Raw genomic sequence first — 19,532 nt, forward strand, 5'->3', positions numbered from 1 at the left:
CTGGCGGTCAGGCCGCTCGCATCATAAGCGCCGCCGCCGCCGCCGCCGCCGCTATAGCCGCCGCCGCCGCCCGCGCCATCGGAGGGCGCGCCGCCCGAGCCACCCAGGCCACCGCCGCCGCCGCCGGCATTGCCGCTGCCGCGCGTGACATCGCCCCCCGTGCCGCCCACCGCGCTGTTGCTGCTGAAGGTGACGTTCGACACCGCCAGCGCGCCGGAATTGACGAAGATGGCACCACCCGCCCCGAGGCCGCCGCCGCCGCCCGAGGCGCCATTGCCCCCCGTGGCACGGCCATTGGCGATGGTGAGGTTCTCCACCGTCACCGTGCCGCCATCGACGAAGAAGACGCGGTTCTGGTTGTTGCCGCTGATCGTCAGGCCCGAGGCGCCGCTGCCATCGATGGTGACACTGCTGCTGATGATGGGCAGCGGCGCCGAGATCACCAGCGTCGTATTCGCCAGCGAGGAACTGAAGGTGATGGTCGAGCCGGGATTGGCATTGGCCTGGCTGATCGCCCAGCTCAGCGTGCCGGAGGTCGCGGTGTTGCCGCTGTCGGCCGCCTGGGTGACGGTATAGGTGGTGGCCAGCGCCTGGCCCACCGGCGTCAGCGCCGTGAACAGCACCAGCCATTGCGCCAGCCGCCAGCCCCGCGCCCGGCCCGCCGCGACACCCTGGGGCCGCGCGGGCCCTGCCGCCGCGTTCTGACCCGCCCTCTCCTGCCCCAGACTCGTCATGCTCTGCGTATCCCCTGGCGCGGCGCGCGCCGTCTGCGGTTTCCTCGCGGCCCTGCTCTTGATCCGGTCAGCCATCGCGTCCATCCCCCGTCAGGCGGCGGACAGGCGCGGCACGCCGGTCGAGCGCCGAATCGATGTAGAGCAGGTCGGCCTCGGCAAAATCGCCTGCCAGACGCTTCAACATCATGAAGTTCATCAGGTAATTGTATCGGGCTGCCAACAGATTTCGTTGCGCCTGATAAAGATCCCTCTCGCTGTCGAGAACTTCCTTGATGCGCAGCGTACCGGCGGCGTAGCGCGCCTGCTTGCCGGCGACGTTGCGCGTCTGCGCCTCCAGCGCCTGCAGCAGGGTGCGGTCGCGCTGGGCATTGGAGACCACTTCCTCGAAGGCGATGCGGACCTTCTCCTCCACATCGAGGCGCTGATCCTCCAGCCGGTAGAGCGAGGCCTGGTAGCGCGCCCGCGCGGCGAAAACCGGATAGCCGCCGCCATCCGGGTTGAAGAGCGGCACGGTCAGGCGGAAGAGCAGGGTGCGGTCGCTGATGGTGGAGCCGCCGCCATAGACGGTGCCGCCACTGTCGGAACGGTCCTGCGTCATGCGCAGCTCCAGGCGCGGCAGCAGGGCCGCGGCCTGGGTCTCCGCCATGGCGCGCGCCTCGGTGCTGGCGCTTTCCAGCGCGCGCAGATCGGCATTGCGCGCGCGCGCCTCGCGCACCCATTCATCCGGGTCGGCCGGGCTCGGCGGCACCATCGGGATGCGCGCGGCGAGTGGCGCCAGCGGCCCGACGCGGAAGCCCGCGCGCCGCTCGAGCGAGGCGAAGCTCTCATTCAGCGCCGAGGCGGCGGCCATGCGCTGCGCCTCCGCCGCGCGCAGCCGCGCCTCCACCTCATTGGCGTCGGCCTCGCTCGCCAGGCCAAGGCGCATGCGCGCCTGCATCTCGCCCATCTGGCGGGCCAGCACCTCCTCCTCCGCCCTGGCGACCTGATGGCCGTCATAGGCGGCGAGGGTGGTGAGATAGGCCTGCATCAGGTCGAAGAGGGTGCGCTGGCGCGCCGCCGTCAGCTCATCCCGCGCGCGGCGCAGCGAGGCATGGGCGCCGCGCAGCTGGGCGAAGACGCGCGGGTCGAAGATTGGCTGCACCACTTCCAGCGTATAGCCCTGGTTGCGGAAGTTGTTGACGCCGAGACGGTAGAGGTAATTGTCCGTGCGGATGACGTTCAGCCGCTGGTCACCACGGTCGAAGACGATGTTGGCGCGCGGCGCGAGGCCCAGATAGGCATCGCGCAGGCTGAAGCGCGCCGCATCCTGCCCCGCCTCCGCCTGGCGCAGCTGCGGATGGCCGCCGCCGGCGCGCTCGGCCAGTTCGGCGAGGCCGGTGGCCTCCTGCACGGCCACCGGCCCGGCCGGGGCGGCGGGCGCCTGCGCCACGGCCGGCGCCGCGAGGGCCAGGGAGAGGGCAAGGGCGAGCGCCATGCCACCGCCCGGCGCGCAGCCCCGCCAGGACATCACCGGAACGCGGGTCATGGCGTCAGCTCCAGCTCGGCGCGGCATTTCAGGCCGGCGGGGATGCGCAGTTGCCGGTTGTCGAGGACGAAGCGCACGCCGAACATGTCGCTGCGCGCATCGACCACGCTGTCGATCAGCGAGACGGGGGTGATCAGCGAGGCGAGGCCCGTGCCGGGGAAGCTCAGCCGGCCGCGCGCGCCCATGCGCAGCCGCCCGAACAGCGCCGCCGGCAGCGCCACCTCGACATGCAGGCTGTCGACATTCTCGATGACCATCACCGGCTTGTCGCGCACCTGCTCGCCCGCCTGCAGGCCGCGCTCGGTCACGATGCCGGAGATCGGGCTGCGCAGGGTGCGGATGGCGAGCGCCGCGCGCACCTGCTCCAGCTCGGCGCGGGCGATGGTGATGTTCTCCGTCGCCGTCGCCACCTCCATCGCCGCCACGTCGCGCTCGGTGCGGATCTGGTCCAGCTCCTGCTGCGAGATCAGCCGCTGCTCGTTGAGGCCCTGGTTGCGGCTCAGCGTGCGGTCGGCCAAAGCGAGGCGGGCGCGGCGCAGGCGGAGCTGCGCATCGGCGCTGGCACGCGCCTGGGCCAGGGCGAGCTGCGCCTGCTCCATCTCGGTGCGCAGCTGCGCCACCACCTGGCCCGCGGTCACGCGGTCGCCGCGCTCCACCTTCACCTCGGCCAGCACGCCGGGCACGGGGCTGGCCAGCTCGACGCGCTGGGCGGCGAAGACCTGGCAGGGGAAATCCGGCCGCTGCTCCTGCGCCATGGCCGGGGTTGTGGCCAGGAACGGGGCCGGCAGGGCGGCGAGCAGGCCCAGGGCCGGGGACAGGAAGGCCCTGGCAGAGAACACGGCGGAGAAAAGGCGCTTACGCATGCAGGTGCCTCAGGAAAACGAGCCGCACTTCGCGCCAGATCTGCCAGGCCAGCGGCTGCGTCCCCAGGTCGAGCAGGAGATGGATGCGGCCATTCAGGTAGGTGACGGGCAAGGGCTGCTCCGGGCGGATCTGGATCTCATAGGCCGGCTCCTCCATGCGGAGCTGGCCGCCGCCATCGCGGGTGGCGGCGAAGGGGCCGCCGCCTTCCAGCGACAGCACGGGGCTGGGCAGGATGTCGCTCGCCGCCGGCACGAGGCGCAGCAGCGTGGCGCGCATCTCCGCCGCCGTGTCATAGGCCGGGCGCAGGGTGATGCCGCGCAGATCGTGGCGCAGCGCGTCGATCTCGCTCATCGGCACCAGGGCGCGCACCAGGGCGCGCTCCGGCCGGTAGACCATGGCGAACTGCTCGCCGCGCGAGAGGAAACGCCCCGGCAGGTCCTGCGCCGGCAGGCCGATGACGAGCTGCCCGGCGGCGGGGCTGCGCAATTGCAGCGCCGCCACGTCGCGCCGCGCATCGGCCAGTTCCCGCCCGGCCTGGGCCAGTTCCTCGGCGGTGATGGCGGCGCGCACGCGATCATCGGCGAGGTCACGGGTGTGGCGCGCCTCCAGCTCCGCCAGCCGCGCCGCCAGCCGCGCCGCCTTGGCCGGCACCGCCGGCTCGGCGAGCTGCGCCAGGGGCTGCCCGGCCTCGACCATCGCGCCATCGGGCACCAGCAGACGGTCCAGCATGGCGCCCACCCCGGCGCGGGCGATGCTCTCCTCCGGCAGGGTGACATAGCCCTGCACCAGCAGGCGGTGCGGCACCGGCAGCAGGAAGAGCAGCGCCCCGAGGGCCGCGGCCAGCAGCCCCATGCCCCCCAGGGCGCGCAGCCGCCCCGCCCCGCCCGAGCCTCTGCCCTGGCCGCCGCCGCGCGCATCAGGCGCGCCGCGCAGGCTGCCCGCCGCCCCGGCCAGCATCGGCCAGAGATAGCCCACCACCGACCAGGCGGCGAGCAGCAGGCCCAGCGACTGGTCGAAGCTCGCCACATGCAGCGCGATCACCAGCATCAGCCCGAAGCGGTAGACGAAGGAGAGCGGGCCGTAGAGGATGAACCACACCTTCTCCCCCGGCGTGGCCATCGGCACGCGCGCGCTGTGGCGGCCGAGCAGGTGGCGCTGCACGAGAGAACCGAGATAGGCGGCCGAGCGCGTGCCGAGGCCCGGGATCTCCAGCCAGTCGGCCAGGATGTAGTAGCCATCGTAGCGCTGCAGCGGATTGCCGTTGAACAGCAGCGTGGAAAAGCCGCTGATCATGATGATGTTGTAGCAGATGGCGCGCAGCAGCCCCGGCTCGGCGATGCTCCAGAGGATCAGCGCCAGGGCGCCGAGGAACAGCTCCACCAGGATGCCCGCCGCGCCGATCAGCATGCGCTCGCCCTTGCGCTCCAGCGTGGCGGAGGCGCTGGCATCGACATAGGGCACCGGAATGAAGGCGGCGAAGAGCAGGCCGACCTGGCGCACCTCCACCCCGGCACGGCGCAGGGTGATGGCGTGCATCAGCTCGTGCAGCGCCTTCACCACCGGATAGACCAGCCAGGCCAGCAGCAGGTTCTGCGCGGAGAAGAGGCGGTCCGTCAGATCCTCCGTCAGCGCCTCCCACTGCATGGCGCCGAGCACGCCGCCGAGCAGCACCACGGCGAACCAGAGGGTGATGCCGAGGGGGCGGAACATCCAGCCGCACCAGGGCAGCAGCGCATCGACCAGCCGCGTCGGGTCGAAGAGCGGCAGCTTGAAGGAGAGCGGCGTGCGGAACTGCGCCGCCAGCAGGCGCCGCCGCTCCTGCGCCTTGCGGGCGGCCATGGCGGCGGTATCGGGCGCGCCATCCTGCTGCAGCAGGCCGAGGGCGCCGAGCTGCATGACAAAGCCGGCGGCGGCCTGCGGATCCTGCGGGCGCTGCCGGCCCTCCAGCCCCTCGCAGATCTCGCCCAGGCTGCGGCGGCCATCCATGGCGCCGACGATATCCGCCCCGCCCTGGGAGACGCGGTAGAAGCGGTGCGCCGCGCGGTCGTGGAAGACATACCAGGGCAGGCCCCGGTAGAAGTGGCGGAAGGCCTCGACCCCCGGCTTCAGCCGGGGGCGCAGATGGGCGAGCGGCCCGAGCGCCGCCTCCATCATGCCCAGGCTGGCGCTCATGGCAGCCAGGCCCAGAGCTTCAGCCGCGCCCAGGCCAGGGCGCTGCGCCCCCAGACCCAGGCGAGCGGCGCCGTGCCGGCCTCGACCTTGCCGATGCCCTGCATGCCCGGGCGCAGCGCGGCGTCACGCTGCTCCAGCCGCGCCTCGACGCGGAAGCTGTTGCGCCCATCGCGCGCGGAGGCGAGCGGCGTCACCGCCGTCACCCGGATGGGCCAGTCGCCATAAGGCAGCGAGGCCAGCACCAGCCGCCCCTGCTGCCCTGCGGCGATGGCGGCGAAATCGCCCTCCTCCACCTCCAGCGTCACGCGGTAGTCGTCGAGGGGGGAGAGCTCATAGACCACCTCGCCCCGCCGCAGCGGCGCGCCGATGGACTGGCTGGGATCGCCGGCGATGACGATGGCGTCGAAGGGGGCGACGAAACCGGTGCGCGCCAGATGCGCGTCGATCAGGCGCAGCTCGGCCTCGGCCTGCATCCGCCGCGCCGTGGCGATGCCGGCGGTGGCCATGTCGCGGCGGCCGATGGCCTCATCCGCCTGGCGGCGGCTCTCGACGAGGCGGCCCTCATAGTCCAGCCGCTGCAGGCGCAGCTCGCGATCCTCCATGCGGGCGAGCAGCGTGCCGGCGGCCACGCGGTCCCCCGGCCGGGCCAGGGCCTCGGCCAGATAGCCATCGAAAGGCGCGGCGATGCTGCGCTTCACGCTGCCTTCCAGCGTCGCCCGCGCATTGACGCGGAAGGGCACGGGCAGCAGGGCGAGGCCCAGCAGCGCCCCGGCGGCGGCCAGGGCCAGGGCCGGCTTCCACAGCCGGCCGGGACGGCCCAGCGCGGCCCCCAACGCGGCCCCGGCATGGCCGAGCAGGCCGCGCTCCGCCTGCCCGCGCAGCGCCAGCACCGGCGCCAGCCGCGCCGCGACACCCTGCCAGAGCGCCATCTGCTCCGGCGCCGGGGGCGCGCCCTCCCCTTCCACCGTCAGCGCCATCCAAGGGGCACGGCCCGGGGGGCTGGCGCCCTGCGGCGACAGAGGCACCGGGAAGGTGGCCGCCCAGGCGACGCCATGCGCGCGGCACAGGCGCTGATGCGCGCCGATGGCCGCCACCTGCCCCTCGCGCGGGGGCAGGCAGAGGGGGGCGCCACTCTCCACCGCCTCCTCCATCGCCGCCGCCAGGGCCAGGATGAATTCCGTCTGCAAGGTGGAGAGCCGCCCGCGCGAGGTGGCGCGCAGCCGCAGCCGCCCGGCCCGGCCCAGCCCGATGCTGACCCGCCCCACCGCCCATTGCCCGGCGAGCAGGCTGCACACCGCCTCCAGCGCCGTGGCGAGATCCGCGCCGGCGGTGAGCAGCTCCAGCCACTCCGCCGCCGGGGCGGCGGCGGTGCCGGCCTCGCCCGGCGCGCCGCGGCCGAACCAGCCCAACCCCCATTGCAGCAGCCGCGTCACGCGGTCGAGCTGCGGCAGGGCGGCGCGCGACAATTCGAAGGCCACCACCCCTTCCAGCCGGTACCCGGCCATCAGCGGCAGGGCGAGCTGGAAAGCGGCGCCGGCGGCCTCGTCATTCTGCACGACGGTGCGTTGCAGTTGCAGGCAGCGCTCCGCCGCCTTGGCCAGGAGGAAGCTGGCCGTGCCCTCGCCATGGGTGGCGGCGCGGCCATAGCGCGCGCCCTCCTGCCGCAGCGCCACGAAGGCGCCAAGCACAGGGGAGGCCGCGCCCTCCGCTGCCGCCCCGGATGCCCCCCCAGGCACCGCCTGGCCGATCAGGATGACCGCGAGGTCCAGCCAGGCCTGGGCGGCCTGCCCGGCCTCCCCCGCGCCGAGCAGGGCGCGCCAGGAGGCCTGGCCCGGGCTGCCTCCGGCGGGGTTCGCCCCGGGTGGTGCCCCGGGCGCGGCCCCAGAGGCAGCAGCAGGCGCAGCCCCGGGCGCCGGGCCGGCGGAGGAAGGATCGGAGGCGGCGAGAGGCTCGGCCATGGCGGCGTCCCTTCAGGCTGCGGGCCGGTCAGCCGAGGCTGCCATAGGCCTTCTCGAATTCCTCGATCGTCTTGTTGAGCATCGCCGCCAGGCGCTTCGCCGCGTGGGGATTGAGCAGCACGCGGTCGGTGAGGGCGACGGTCACTTCCTCGGTGGCACCCATCCAGGCCTGGCTGGTGCCGAAGAGCAGCATCACCTCTTCCCGCGTGCTCGCCACGTTGCAGACATTGGCGTAGGTGGTGCGCAGCTTGCTGTCGTCCCACTTGATCTTGGTCTGGCCCGACATGGTGGTCTTGAGCGGGCTGCGGTCATCCGTCATCAGGATTTTTCCTATCTGAAGGGCCGTTTGACGGCCCCGGGCAAAGGTGCTGAGCAAAGACGGGGAAAGCCCCGCCGCCTCAGGCGGCGAGGCGCGGGCGCGGCGTGCGGGGGGTGGTGCTGTCTCCCTGGATGGCGAGTTCCGGCGCGGCCCCGCCCGTGGCGAGTAGGAGGAAGAGGGACGGATCCCCGCCCTCATCGGCCACCCAGCGCCCGGTGGATTCATCGAGCACATAGCCGGCGGGAATGGCGGTGCCGGCGGCCTCCGCCACGGGCGCGGCCGAGGCGGGGAGGAGGGCGTCACCGCCGCCCTCCAGCGCCAGGGCGCGCTGCGCCTGGGTGGCGGCGGCGAGGTCGGCGAGGCTGCTGCCGCTCGACAGGGTTTCGCTGCCGGAGACCAGGAAGATCCCGCCCGGCGTGGCGGCGGAGGCCTCCGCGCTGCCGGCCAGGGTGGGCGCCGCCCCGGTGTTGTAGATGGTGTTGACCCCGCCCCCCAGGATCAGCCGGGCCTCGCGCGCCAGCCCGGCCTCCAGCACGCGGGCGGAGAGCAGCGCGCCGGCACGGTCGCGCACCGCCTCGCCGGAGGCGCCGAAGACGGTGTTGTCACCCTCCCCCGCCGTGATGGTGTTGGCGCCGGCGCCACCCATGATGATGTTGTCGCCCTCCCCCGCGCTGATCGTGGCGCCATTGGCGGCCAGCGGCTGGCCGAGGCCGGCGAAGGGCGCGGTGGTGGCGGGGAAGAGATTGCCCATCACCGGCAGGGTGCGGCCGGTGATGGTGATGCGCTCGCCGATCACCGTGTCCAGCGGCCCGGTGCCGCGCACGCTGACGGCGACGGTGCCGAGATGGCCCAGGATGATGTCGCGGCCATAACCGGTCGCGATGAGGCTGTCCCCCGGCCCGCCGATGACCACGGAGGTGCCGGTGCCCTGGGCGCTGACCGTCAGGACATTGCTGCCGCCCAGGGTTTCCTCCAGCGAGGTGGCGTGCAGCAGGGCGAGGCTGCGCGCATCGCGGGTGACGGCACCCGCCGCGCCGATGACGATGTTGTTGCCGTAACCGGTGTAGATGTGGTTGTCGCCGGCGCCGCCGATGATGACGTTGTTGCCGCTGCCCACGCGGATATCGCTGCCGCCGCCGGAGGGCGCCTGATCCAGGCCCAGGCTGCCATTCGGCGTCACGGGGGCGATGTTGCCGCGCTCGGGCACGATGCGGCCCACCACATCGGGGCGCGAGCCATCGGCGCGCTGGAGCGAGCTGTAGTAGAGCATCGAGCCGAAATCGGCATAGCCGATATGGCCGATGACCACATTGGCGCCATTGCCGAGGCGGATGGTGTTGTAGCCCGGCCCGCCGAAGACGACCTGCGTGGCGATCGAACGGTCCCCGGCATAGATGGTGTTGTTGCCGCCGTGGCTTTCTTCCGTGGTCTCGGCGAAGAGCACGGCGCTCGCCTGGGTGTTGCGGGTGACGGCGCCGCCCGCGCCGAAGATGGTGTTGGAGCCGGTGCCGGCGACGATGGTGTTGTCCCCCGCGCCGCCGAAGATGATGTTGCTGCCATTGCCGGCGCGGATCACCGAGCCGGCCTCGGCCATCGGCTGGTCCAGCCCGCCCCAGGGCGCGGTCGTCGCCGGGGAGCGGTTGCCGATGGCGGGCAGCACGCGGCCGATGAGGTCCGGATAGGAGCCGGTCGCGCGCTGGGCCGTGGTGAAGTCGGTCAGCACCGAGTAGTTCACCTGGCCGAGATGGCCGAAGACGATGTTGTCGCGGTGGCCCACGGTGATCTGGTTGAAGCCCGCCCCGCCGAAGACGAGGTTGGCGCCATTGCCCAGGGTGATGACATGCGTGCCGCCCAGGCTTTCCTCCACCGTGGTGGCGAAGGCGACGCGCAGGTTGGCGGCGGAGCGGGTGACCGAGCCGGAGGCGCCGAAGACGGTGTTGGTGCCATCCCCCGCCGTGATGGTGTTGCTGCCGGCGCCGCCCAGGATGAGGTTGTTGCCATGGCCCGCCGTGATGACGGCGCCGGTGCCGGACACCACCTGGTCCAGCGTGGCGTTCGGCCAGAGGCTGCTGCGGTCGATCGTGCCGCGCTCGGGCACGGTGCGGGAGAGCACATCGGGGCGCGAGCCATCGGCGCGCGCCGCATCGGCATAGGCGAAGACCGTGGTGTTGACGAAGCCGAGATGGCCGAGGACGATGTTGTTGCCATCCCCCACGGTGATGTGGTTCTGCCCGATGCCGCCAAAGACGACATTGGCGCCCCGCCCGCCGATGCCGGCGGTGATGGTGTTGTTGCCGGCGAGGCTTTCTTCCAGCGTCTCGGCCACCAGCAGAGCATTGCCGTTGGTGCCATCGCGCGTCACCGCGCCGGCGGCGCCAAAGAGGATATTGGCGCCGGTGCCCGCCGTGATGGTGTTGTTGCCGGTGCCGCCGAGGATGACGTTGTTGCCATGGCCCGCCGTGATGGTGGCGCCGCCGCCATGCAGGGCGGTGCCATCCTGCGCCAGCACATAGCCGAGCACATCCGGGCTGCGGCCCGAGCGGTCCGGCGCGGCCAGCCGGTCCCGGCTGACGGCGCCGATATGGCCGAGGATGACATTGTCGCCATCGCCCGCCGTGATGGTGCTGGTGCCGGCGCCGCCGAAGACGATGTTGTTGCCATCGCCCACGGTGATGATGTTGTCGCCGCCCACCGTCTCCTCCCCCGCCAGGGTGCGGGCCGCGTGGATCCTGAAGCCACCGGAATAGAGGAGATCGGCGGTCGCGTAGCCATTGGCGCCAAAGACCACCATCTGCCGGTCCGCCGCGGTGATCTCGGGCAGGTTATTGGCCGGGTCGGCCGGCGAGGTGGCATCGAAGGTGGTGATGGTGTTGTTGCCGCCGCCGCCCATGATGACGGCGCTGTGGCTGGCGGTGATGATATTGTCGCCATTGCCGGCGGCGGCGCCGTTGCGGCCCTGGATGGTCAGCTTCGTGCCCGAGCTGGTGGCGCTGACCTGGCCGTAATGGCCGATCACCACATCCGCGCCCGTGCCGGCATCGAGGCTGTGGCTACCGGCACCGCCCAGCAGGATGTCATTGCCGGCCTCGCCGCGGAGGGTGACATTGCCGCCCGTGCCCTCCAGCGCCGTTTCCACGCTGATGAGATGGGCATTGCGCCCACCCGCGGCATCGCGCACCACGATGGCGGCGTGGCCGGAGAGGATGTCATCCCCGCCGCCGCCGCTGATGATGCTGGTGCTGCCCGAGCCCAGCACGAGGTCGTTGCCGAGTCCGGCATTGATGACGCTGTGCCCGCCCAGCGTCAGGCCGGAGACGGTGAAACTGCCGGAGGCGGCGCCCGCCACGCCATCCACCGTGCCGCCGCCGGCCAGGATGATGTCATGCCCGGCGCCGCCGGTGATGGTGTTCTCGCCGCCGCCGCCGAACAGGATCTTGTCGCCCGCCCCGGCGGTGATGACGGAATTGCCGCCCAGCGCGCTAGTATTGGCCGCCTGCACCAGCTGCCCCTGCTCGGTGCGGCTGACGCTGCCGAGGGCGCCGAAGACGATATCCGCTCCGGCCCCGGTGCTGATGGTGTTGTTGCCGCCGCCACCGAAGATGATATCCCGACCGCTGCCGCCGGTGATGGTGCTGCTGATATCGCCGGCGCTGACGCTGTTGGCGGAGACGAGGGTGGCGGTGACGGTGGTGCTCGCCACGTCATCCGGCGAATTGCCGCCATGGCCGAAGAGGATGTTGTTGCCGGCGCCACCGGTGATGGAGATGACGTTGGCGCCCTCCCCCCCCCAGATGGTGTTGTTGCCACTGCCGGCGGTGATCACATCATCCCCGGCGCCGCCATAGATGATGTTGTCGCCCGTGCCTGCCTGGATGATATCCACCGCATTGCCGCCGACGATGGTGTTGCGGCCATTGCCGGCGATGATGGTGTTGCGCGCATTGCCGCCGAAGATGGTATTGTTGCCATTCCCGGCGATGATGGTGGTATCGATGCTGGCACCGAAGATGATGTTGTTGCCGTCGCCAAGGGAGATCAGCGGATCGCCATCGACGCCGCCAAGGTCGATGATGTTGTTTCCCCCGCCGCCGGTGATGGTGACATTGCCGACATAGCCATCGGCGAAGCGGATGACATTGTTTCCGGTGCCGACATCGGCCACGACCACGCTCACGCCATGATAGACGGTCGTCACGCCATTGGCGGTGATGGCGATGTCCTCATTGCCGGCGGTGCCGCCAACATGGCGGATCTCATAGGTCTGATCCGGATTGCTGATATTGCCGCCGACTTCCTGGCGGTCGGCGTTGCGGCCCATGTTCAGCGTCAGCGTGCCGTCATCCTCCTGGCTCGCCAGGACGGGGGTGGAATGCACCTCGGCATAATTGTAGCTGAAGGAGAGCAGGGTGATATCGATGATGTCGAACTGCACCTCGAAGAGGGTGATCTTGCCGATCAGCGGCAGGTCGATGCCGACCCAGGCGAAGGCATAGATCAGCGCATCCAACTGGCCCGCGATGTCAAAGAGGTGCAGCGGGTTGTCGAGCAGCGCCGTCAGCAGTTCCGAGGCATGGATCTTTCCGGTTCCGCTGACATCGTGCAGCTGGAAGGTGATGTGGCCGCTGATCTCGCCGCCGACACCGGCCGCCACCAGGGCCAGGTTGATCGCGGCGGTGACACCGAAGGTGGCGTAGAAATCGAGCTGCGGGCCCAGCGTGTTGTCGACATAGAAGCCGTCAAGCAGCATCAGCGGGTTGTTGTTCGAGATGAACTTGATGATGCCGGTGGTGTCGTAGCCGAAGGCCAGATTGATCTCGACGCCGACCGACGCATAGAAGGTGACCGTCACCGGAACCGGCCCGATCAGGAAGCGGAAGGGCAGTTCCTTGCTGAAGTTGAAGTCGAAGGTCGGCAGGGTGACGTGGACGAGGTCCACCGGGTTCACCTGCCCCATCAGCAGCTTCACGATGGAAATCGGGTCATGCAGGATGGGGAAGTCGAAGGCCGGCTTGCCACCGGCGCCCTCGGCGCTCTGCAAGGATTTCAGCTGGTTGCCGACATTGCTGCCTGACTGGGCGGAAAGCCGTGCCAGCGCCGCATCCGCCGCGGCCGACCCCGCCGCGCTGTTCTGGAAATGGCTGGCTGCGGCGCTGATATCGGTCTTGGAGACGGTGCTGGAGAAGGGATCGAGGTTGCTGCTGCTGAGCGAATAGGCATCCGGGTCATCGGTCTCGCCGAAGACGAAAGTGCCGAAATTGATGGTGATGCCGCCCGAATTCTGCATCGACTGCAGGCTGCGCACCAGGCCGGCCACATCGTCGAGCAGCTGGATGAAGCGCACCGCGCTCTGCACCTTCGAGCCGCCGAATTGCTGCGCGAGGTCCAGCACCGAGGTAGAGCCGATGATCTGCGAGATGCCCGGGATCGGCGCCGTCAGGAAGTCCAGGATCGGCTCGATCGGGCCGATCACATCGCCGATGGTGTCGAGGATCGGCTTGAGGATGGTGTTGAGGAAGCTGCCGACATCGAGCGTGACATCGAGGAAGGTCAGCGGCACCAGGATGCCGCTCGGCGTTTCGTCGCCGATGGCCCCGGTGAAGACCTTGTTGAAGGCGTAGGAGAAAATGACCTCGGTGGAGACCGAGGGCAGCGCCATGGAGGTGCTGCCGATGCCGAAACCGGAATCCAGGATCAGGTCGATATTCAGCGTCATCTCCATGCCCGCGCGCAGGATCGGGCCCTGGGAGAATTTGCTGAAGAGCAGACGGCCCGTATCATCCTCCGGGCCGATATCGGCATAGATGCTGCCGGTCAGGCTGGTGCCGAGATATTCCTGCCCGCCCACCGTGGCGGAGAGGGTGGAGCCATTGCTCGCCGTCATCCGCAGGAAGCCAAGATTGAGCGAGGCGCTGAAGGCCGGATCCGTCGGCAGGTAGGCGGCCACGAACAATTCCAGCGCGTGGATCTCGCGCAGGTCGCCCTCGAAGACATCGTTCGGGTCGTTGTTCGTCTGGAAATGCTCGAGCGCGCCGGGCACGCCCATATCATACAGAAAGAAACCCTTGTCCTTCAGGTAGCCGAAGCCCAGCGTCACCTGCAACTCGGCGAGCAGGTTCACCAACCCGTTGTCGATCTGCAGCCCGAGGCCGGGAATGCCAAGATCGGCGCTGAGGTTGATCGTGCTCTGGAACAGGGTGACGTCGAAATGCCACAGGAAGGACAGCTCGGTCGGCGAGTCGATGCTGTCGATATAGGAATAGACATCGCCCGGCAGGTGCAGGATGTCGGTGAGGACGTATTCCAGCCCCTGGGTGATGATGTTCTGGCTGGTCGCCGGCTGGCCGGGATGGGAGGCCTTGAAGTCATCCAGCAGCGATTGCAGCGTGCCGATCACGCTGTCGTGCAGCGTCGCGAAGAAGCTGCCGATCCCCTGCAGCGCCGGACCGATCAGCGGCAGGTCCAGCCCGTAAAGCGCCTGGGCGAAGCTGCCATAGGCGAGGTTGGACAGGACCGCGTCCAGCCCGTCGATCAGCGTCTGCGGGTCGTTCAGGATGCTGCCGACGGAAATGCCGTCAAAGCTCGGGAAAGCGGTGTAGACACTGCGCGCCGGCAGATCCGGCAGGGTCGAATTGCCGAACAGATTGCCGATCTGCAGGTCGATCGTGCCCAGCTCCTGCCCCAGCACCACCACCGGCAGCGACACTTCCAGCGCCGCATCGGCGATGAACTGGACGAGATCGCCCAGGCTGTTACCCGCACTGCCCAGTTCCGCCAGCTCGGCAAAGGTGATGATGCCATCATCCGCCGGGCCACCGCCGAAACCGTCATTCAGGGTGATCAGGAAGGTGGCCGGATCCTCGCCCAGTTCACCGACGGCGAAGCCATCCTCCCCCGCCTCGACCTGGCCGACATCAGCGCCGAGCACCGCATGGCCACCGATGATGCTGGCACTGAGCGGGCCCAGCGCCGCGGTGAAATTGAGGTTGGTGGCTTCGATCCCGAGCGTCGCGCGGATGCCGGTCAGCAGCTCATGCGTGTCAGGGTCCTCGCCCGTCTTCAGGAAGAAGCGCTCGCTGGTTGAGTTCGGTGCGCTCAGCTCGCCACTCAGCGTGCGGACGCCATCCACCGTGTGCGACTGGCTGATGACCGAGCCGCCGAGGCCAAGATCCTCGGCGATATGCGAGCCGTTGATGGATTCCACCGTCAGCGTCAGCTGCGGCGTCGCCTCGGCGATGCTGAGGGTGTTGAGCAGGTTGCCGCTGGCATCGGTGCCGAGCACGGCATTCTTGGCGCTGAAGACCAGCTTGCCGCTCTGGCTGGAGACGGAGAGGATCTGCCCCAGGGCGATATCGAAATCGCCATCCAGCGTGCCGGCGCTGCCCGGCAGGCGGACATTCTCGCCCAGCAGATCGGCCGCCGAGACCATCGTATCGGCCAGCGCCGTGCGGATGGCGGAAACCAGCCCGGCCAGGGTGGTGCGGTCCGCATCCGCCTCCACCGAAATCTCGGCCGTCACATCGGCGCCGATGGACAGGGCGAAGCGATAGGCCTGGCTCGGATCGGTGACGGCGGTGCCGGCGATCAGGACAGAGCGCGAACCGCTCGTGACGCTCGTCTGGCCATCCTGGAAGCCGAGATCGTCCAGCCCCTCCGCCGGGCTGGTGCTGCTGTCGTGGAAAACGATGGCGCCGGTGTCTTCGTCATAGCTGGCGAAGCTGTCATCCCCGGCGGCGGTGTTGATGGCGTCGATCAGCGTCTCAACCGTCGCATTGGCGCCGAGCGAACCCACCGAGACGGTGAAGACGCGGCCATTGCCCAGGGTGAATTGCAGGTCCGGCTGGCCGGCCGTGCCGGTGCGCAGCCCGGTACGGCCATTCAGGTTGGAGAGCAGCTCCCCCAGCGCCGCCTGATGGGTATTGGCGCCAAGATTGATCCCCAGCGTCAGCGCCAGGCTGACACCAGCCGAGACATCCAGCGTGCCATTGGCGCTGACGCTGGCGATGCTGCCAATGGCATCAACCAGATCGGCCAGGGCATTGCCATCGCTGCCGAGGAAATCCGCGAGGCTCTCCAGGTCCAGCGAGAAGGGAAGCTGCGTCTCCACATCGACCGGGTGATAGGCGATGGAGAGCAGCAGCGTATCCGCCCCATCCATGCGGAAATCGACATAGTCGCCGCCCAGCGCCTCGTTGATCGCCGTCTCGATGCCGCTGATGGCGCCATCCGGATCCGCCTCGGCCTCGCTCAGCGCCACCAGGAACTTGCTGCTGAAGCCGAGAATATCGTCCAGGCTGACATTGACCAGCGGGATGGTGGCATTCGCAAGATCCGAGTTCATGCTCTGGAAGGCCTGGCGCACGGCCTCCACCACATCGGCCACCACCAGCTTGCTGTCGAACTCGCTCACCTCGACATGCGCGGTGGGCGCGGAGAGGGTGAGAAGCTGCGACGCGTCATCCAGCGTGATGACCACCTCCGGGCTGGCGATCGAGCCCAGCGTCACATCGCCGGCGCTCATCGTGATGCCGGTGATGGTCAGCCGCGCGAAAGGCTCATCCTCGCCACGGCCAGAGCCAAGGTTGAAGGCCCAGACATCGGTGAAATCACCATTCGACAGCGCCTCCGACAATTGCCGGAAGGTGATGGTGTTGGGCTCCGCATTGCCATCGTAATTCAGCAGCAGCGCGGCCCTGAGCGAGACATAGGCGTCGATCTCCGCCGCATCCTCGGGGTCGTAGAGGGTCGCGGTGAACTCGAAGCCGCCCAGCGTGCCGGTGACGGTGACAGCCTCGCTGTCATCCGTCGGCACCAGCTCCATGTCGATGGTGGCGGAGAGGCCGGTATCCTGGAGCAGGAAGCGGTCCACCAGCGTCTCGCCATGCAGCGCGGCGCCGATGATCAGCCCCTGGTCGCCATCCCCGTCATTGATGTCCTTGCCGGTGAGGCCCAGCAGCCCTGGCAGCAGCGAGTTGTTGAGGGCCGAGGCGATGAGCCCCACCGCATCCACCTGCAGGCCATAGCGCACCGCGCTGCGCTGGGTGGAGAGATAGGGCGCCTCCCCCTGCGTGGCGGTGATGGCGTCATAGAGGGTGGTGGCCAGCTGCACCGCGCCATTGCTGCCGATGCTGGCCCGCACGATGTCGGAATAATGCAGCGTCTCGCCGGAGAGGCCGATCAGCGCGCCATCCAGTGTGATCCCTGCCAGCGCCGAGTTGATGGCGCTGGCATAGGCGGAGATGCTGCCGGCGCCCCCCGCCACCTCCACCACCACCGGCGGCAGCTTGCCGACCGTGAGGATGAATTTCGAGGCCGCCGCGTAACTCGCGCCATCCACCACGGTGCCGGCCAGCACGGCCTGGTAATTGCCGCTGCTGCCCACCGCCGCGGCCTCCGCCATGCTCCCCACCGTCAACCCCAGCGAGGCAGGGGACGGGCCGGAATAGGCGGTGGATTCGTCGATGATCTCCAGCTCCGCATTGCCCAGCGCGTTGAAGCGGATCTCGACATCCCCGCCGAAGGCGTTGGAGATGACGCTCTCCAGATTGGCCAGCGTCATGCCCGGCGTCAGCACGAAGCTCTTCACCGTGCCGTCGCGGCTGATGATCTGCAGATCCGCGAGGCTGGTATGGGTCACACCGCTCTCGCGCGCATCGGCGATCTGGTTGGCGGTGAGCGGCACGCTGCCGCCGCTGGCGGCGGTGACATAGACGGGCAGCGCGCCGATCGTCGTGCTCGGCGTGCCATTCTGCCCGTCGCCGATCTGCGGCCCGCCATCCTGGTTGAGGTCGCTGCCCAGCGGGTCGAGGCTGAAGCCCACCGTCAGGTTGAGCAGCACGCTGCTGGTCAGGTGGAAACTGGCATTGCTGATCGACAGCCCGGCGATGCCGCTCAGGTCGAGGTCGAAGGAGACATCGGTCAGCAGGTCCGCCGCCGCGAATTCCTTCGAGATGCTGAGGGTGATGGCATTGGTGCCGGAATCATAGGCCAGCCCAAGCCCCTCCAGCAGCAGGTCGCCCACTTCCGTCTGGTCGGAGGTGGTATCGTCCCAGCCGGGCAGATGCAGCATGCGGGCCAGCTGGATGCCGAAATCCCGCAGATTGGAGAAGATGGTGGCGCCCGAACCGCTGGAGACCGTCACCTTCGTCGCCGCCGTGCCGGAGGAGGGCGTGGCCAGGGTGAGTGTCAGGCGGCCACTATCCTGGCCCGCCTGGAGATAGCCGGCCAGCGCGCTGGCGGCGATCGCTTGGTTCATCGCCGTGGCGAGATCCGCCACGCTGGCGACACGGTGCGAGACCTTGTCGGAATCGACATAGGTGGGCGCGAAGCTCAGCGTGGTGGACTTGCCATTGTCCAGCGTCACCAGCAGGGAGAGCGTGTCCGGCAGATTCTCGATCTGCTCGGCCGTCAGCACCGCGCCTTCCATGAAGTTGGCGCCGCTGGCATTGTGCTGGCCCTCGGTGAAGCCGAGCACAGCGGCCACCGCCTGCAACGGGTCGATCAGCCCGGTCTTGAAGGCCGTGGCGATGTCGATCACATCGCCGATCGTCACGCCATCGGTGAAGGGAATCTCGAGGTCGAGATCAGAGCCACCAGACAGAGAGTCGATATAGGTGCCGACCTTGGCCAGCTGCGTCACCAGGTCGGCGGCGCCGAAGGTGTTGAAGCTGCGCGGGTCGAAATCCGGGTTGCCCACCGCGTCGCGCAGCGCATCCAGCAGCGGGTCGATGTCAACCGTGACGCTGCCCGAGGCGCTGCGCCCCGTCACCGTCAGATGCACCGGCGTGTCAAAGGCGGTGATGCCGGGGATCGTGTGGTCGCCGCTCAGCACCACCGGCAGGTCCAGCAGCGGCGTCACCGTGCCATTGGTCTGCCCGGTCAGGCTGACGGCCACCAGGCTGCCCAGGGAGGAGGTGTCCCCGCCATCGATGGCGGTCGCCGCGCTGCGCAGCGCCGTGCCGGTGGAATTGGTGAAGGCGCCGGAATAGCTCGCCTGCTGGTCGATTCCCGAGCCGCCGGCGGCGACCGTCAGCGTCAGCAGGCCGAAATTGAAATGCGCCCCCGTCAGGTCGGCCGTGGCATGCAGGCCGGTGGTGAAGCTGGCAGAGGACAGGTTGAAGGCCGCCGCCTCCTGCGCATCCGTCGGCGAGGCACCGAGCGCGGCCGTGTCGAGCCGCACCGTGAAGGCGAAACCATAGCTGAGATCGACCGTGCCGGCGACGGTCGGGAAACGGATGCCATAGGTATCGGCCACCGTGCCGAGGTCGATCGAGAAATTCTGCTTGATCGTGTCGGCAACCTGGATGGTCAGCCCCAGCACGGAACCGGAGGAAATATCCGTCACCTGCACCGATTCACCGGCGCCGCTGCCGATGATGCCGCTGATCGCGCTTTGCAGCGCCGTGGCCAGCGCCCCCGAATCGGCAGGCACCGAACTGATCAGCGCCTGCACCGGATCAGCGATGTCGCTGGCGAAAACCTTCGAGAAGGCGAGCATCCCGCCCGCCGTCGAAGTGTCGTTCAGGTTCATCAGCGGGATGCTGTGGGCGAAGACGCCCTCCCCCTCCAGCCCGGACAGCACCGTCTCGATATGCTCGAGATTGTCATGCAGGGCCTGCAGGGCGGCGGCATTCAGCGCAGTGCCGGAGAGCAGCAGGCGGGGCTCCAGCCCCTCGATGACGGGAAGGCGCGCGGCCTCCCAGCGCGGTGCGGGGCGGGGGCCCTGGGTCCTGGGGCTGAGGGTCCGGCACAGACGATCGAGCAATGTCGGCACCCGCAAGCGCTCCCCAAGCCGTGGCCATCCTGGCCGTTCGTTACGCTTCAGATTAGTCTATCAACCATAACGGTCAACGTCCTGGTTGAGAATCGCGCGGAGGTACCGAAACCCCTTGGCATTTCAATACGCACCATGAACGACACGGGGCAAGCTGCCTGCCAGGGTTGAGCAATCCCCTAAGCATGAC

6 protein-coding genes and 1 pseudogene are annotated in these 19,532 nt (G+C 69.3%); all 7 read right to left on the reverse strand.

What is annotated here, in order from left to right; genetic code table 11:
- A pseudogene (locus NON00_RS04810) lies at positions 1-734 on the reverse strand (hypothetical protein); the annotation flags it as partial.
- 67 nt (positions 735-801) lie between these two features.
- On the reverse strand, positions 802-2,259 hold the full coding sequence (locus NON00_RS04815) for a TolC family protein (protein ID WP_256017951.1): 1,458 nt from the start codon (positions 2,257-2,259) through the stop codon (positions 802-804).
- Positions 2,256-3,122 (reverse strand): efflux RND transporter periplasmic adaptor subunit, encoded by an 867-nt coding sequence (locus NON00_RS04820; protein WP_256017952.1) that lies wholly within the window; start codon positions 3,120-3,122, stop codon positions 2,256-2,258. The genes NON00_RS04815 and NON00_RS04820 overlap by 4 nt, the downstream gene beginning before the upstream one ends.
- Positions 3,115-5,295: a hypothetical protein gene (locus NON00_RS04825; RefSeq protein WP_256017953.1), complete on the reverse strand. Its 2,181-nt coding sequence runs from the start codon at positions 5,293-5,295 to the stop codon at positions 3,115-3,117. The genes NON00_RS04820 and NON00_RS04825 overlap by 8 nt, the downstream gene beginning before the upstream one ends.
- On the reverse strand, positions 5,292-7,253 hold the full coding sequence (locus tag NON00_RS04830) for an efflux RND transporter periplasmic adaptor subunit (RefSeq protein ID WP_256017954.1): 1,962 nt from the start codon (positions 7,251-7,253) through the stop codon (positions 5,292-5,294). The genes NON00_RS04825 and NON00_RS04830 overlap by 4 nt, the downstream gene beginning before the upstream one ends.
- A gap of 28 nt (positions 7,254-7,281) precedes the next feature.
- A complete protein-coding gene (locus NON00_RS04835; RefSeq protein ID WP_256017955.1) occupies positions 7,282-7,572 on the reverse strand; it encodes a DUF3467 domain-containing protein in 291 nt (96 codons plus the stop codon).
- Positions 7,573-7,651: 79 nt separating this feature from the next.
- Positions 7,652-19,342, reverse strand: a complete 11,691-nt coding sequence (locus NON00_RS04840) for an LEPR-XLL domain-containing protein (protein ID WP_256017956.1) — start codon at positions 19,340-19,342, stop codon at positions 7,652-7,654.
- Positions 19,343-19,532 lie beyond the last annotated feature (190 nt).

Source organism: Roseomonas sp. GC11 (genome assembly GCF_024437745.1).
GTDB lineage: Bacteria > Pseudomonadota > Alphaproteobacteria > Acetobacterales > Acetobacteraceae > Pseudoroseomonas.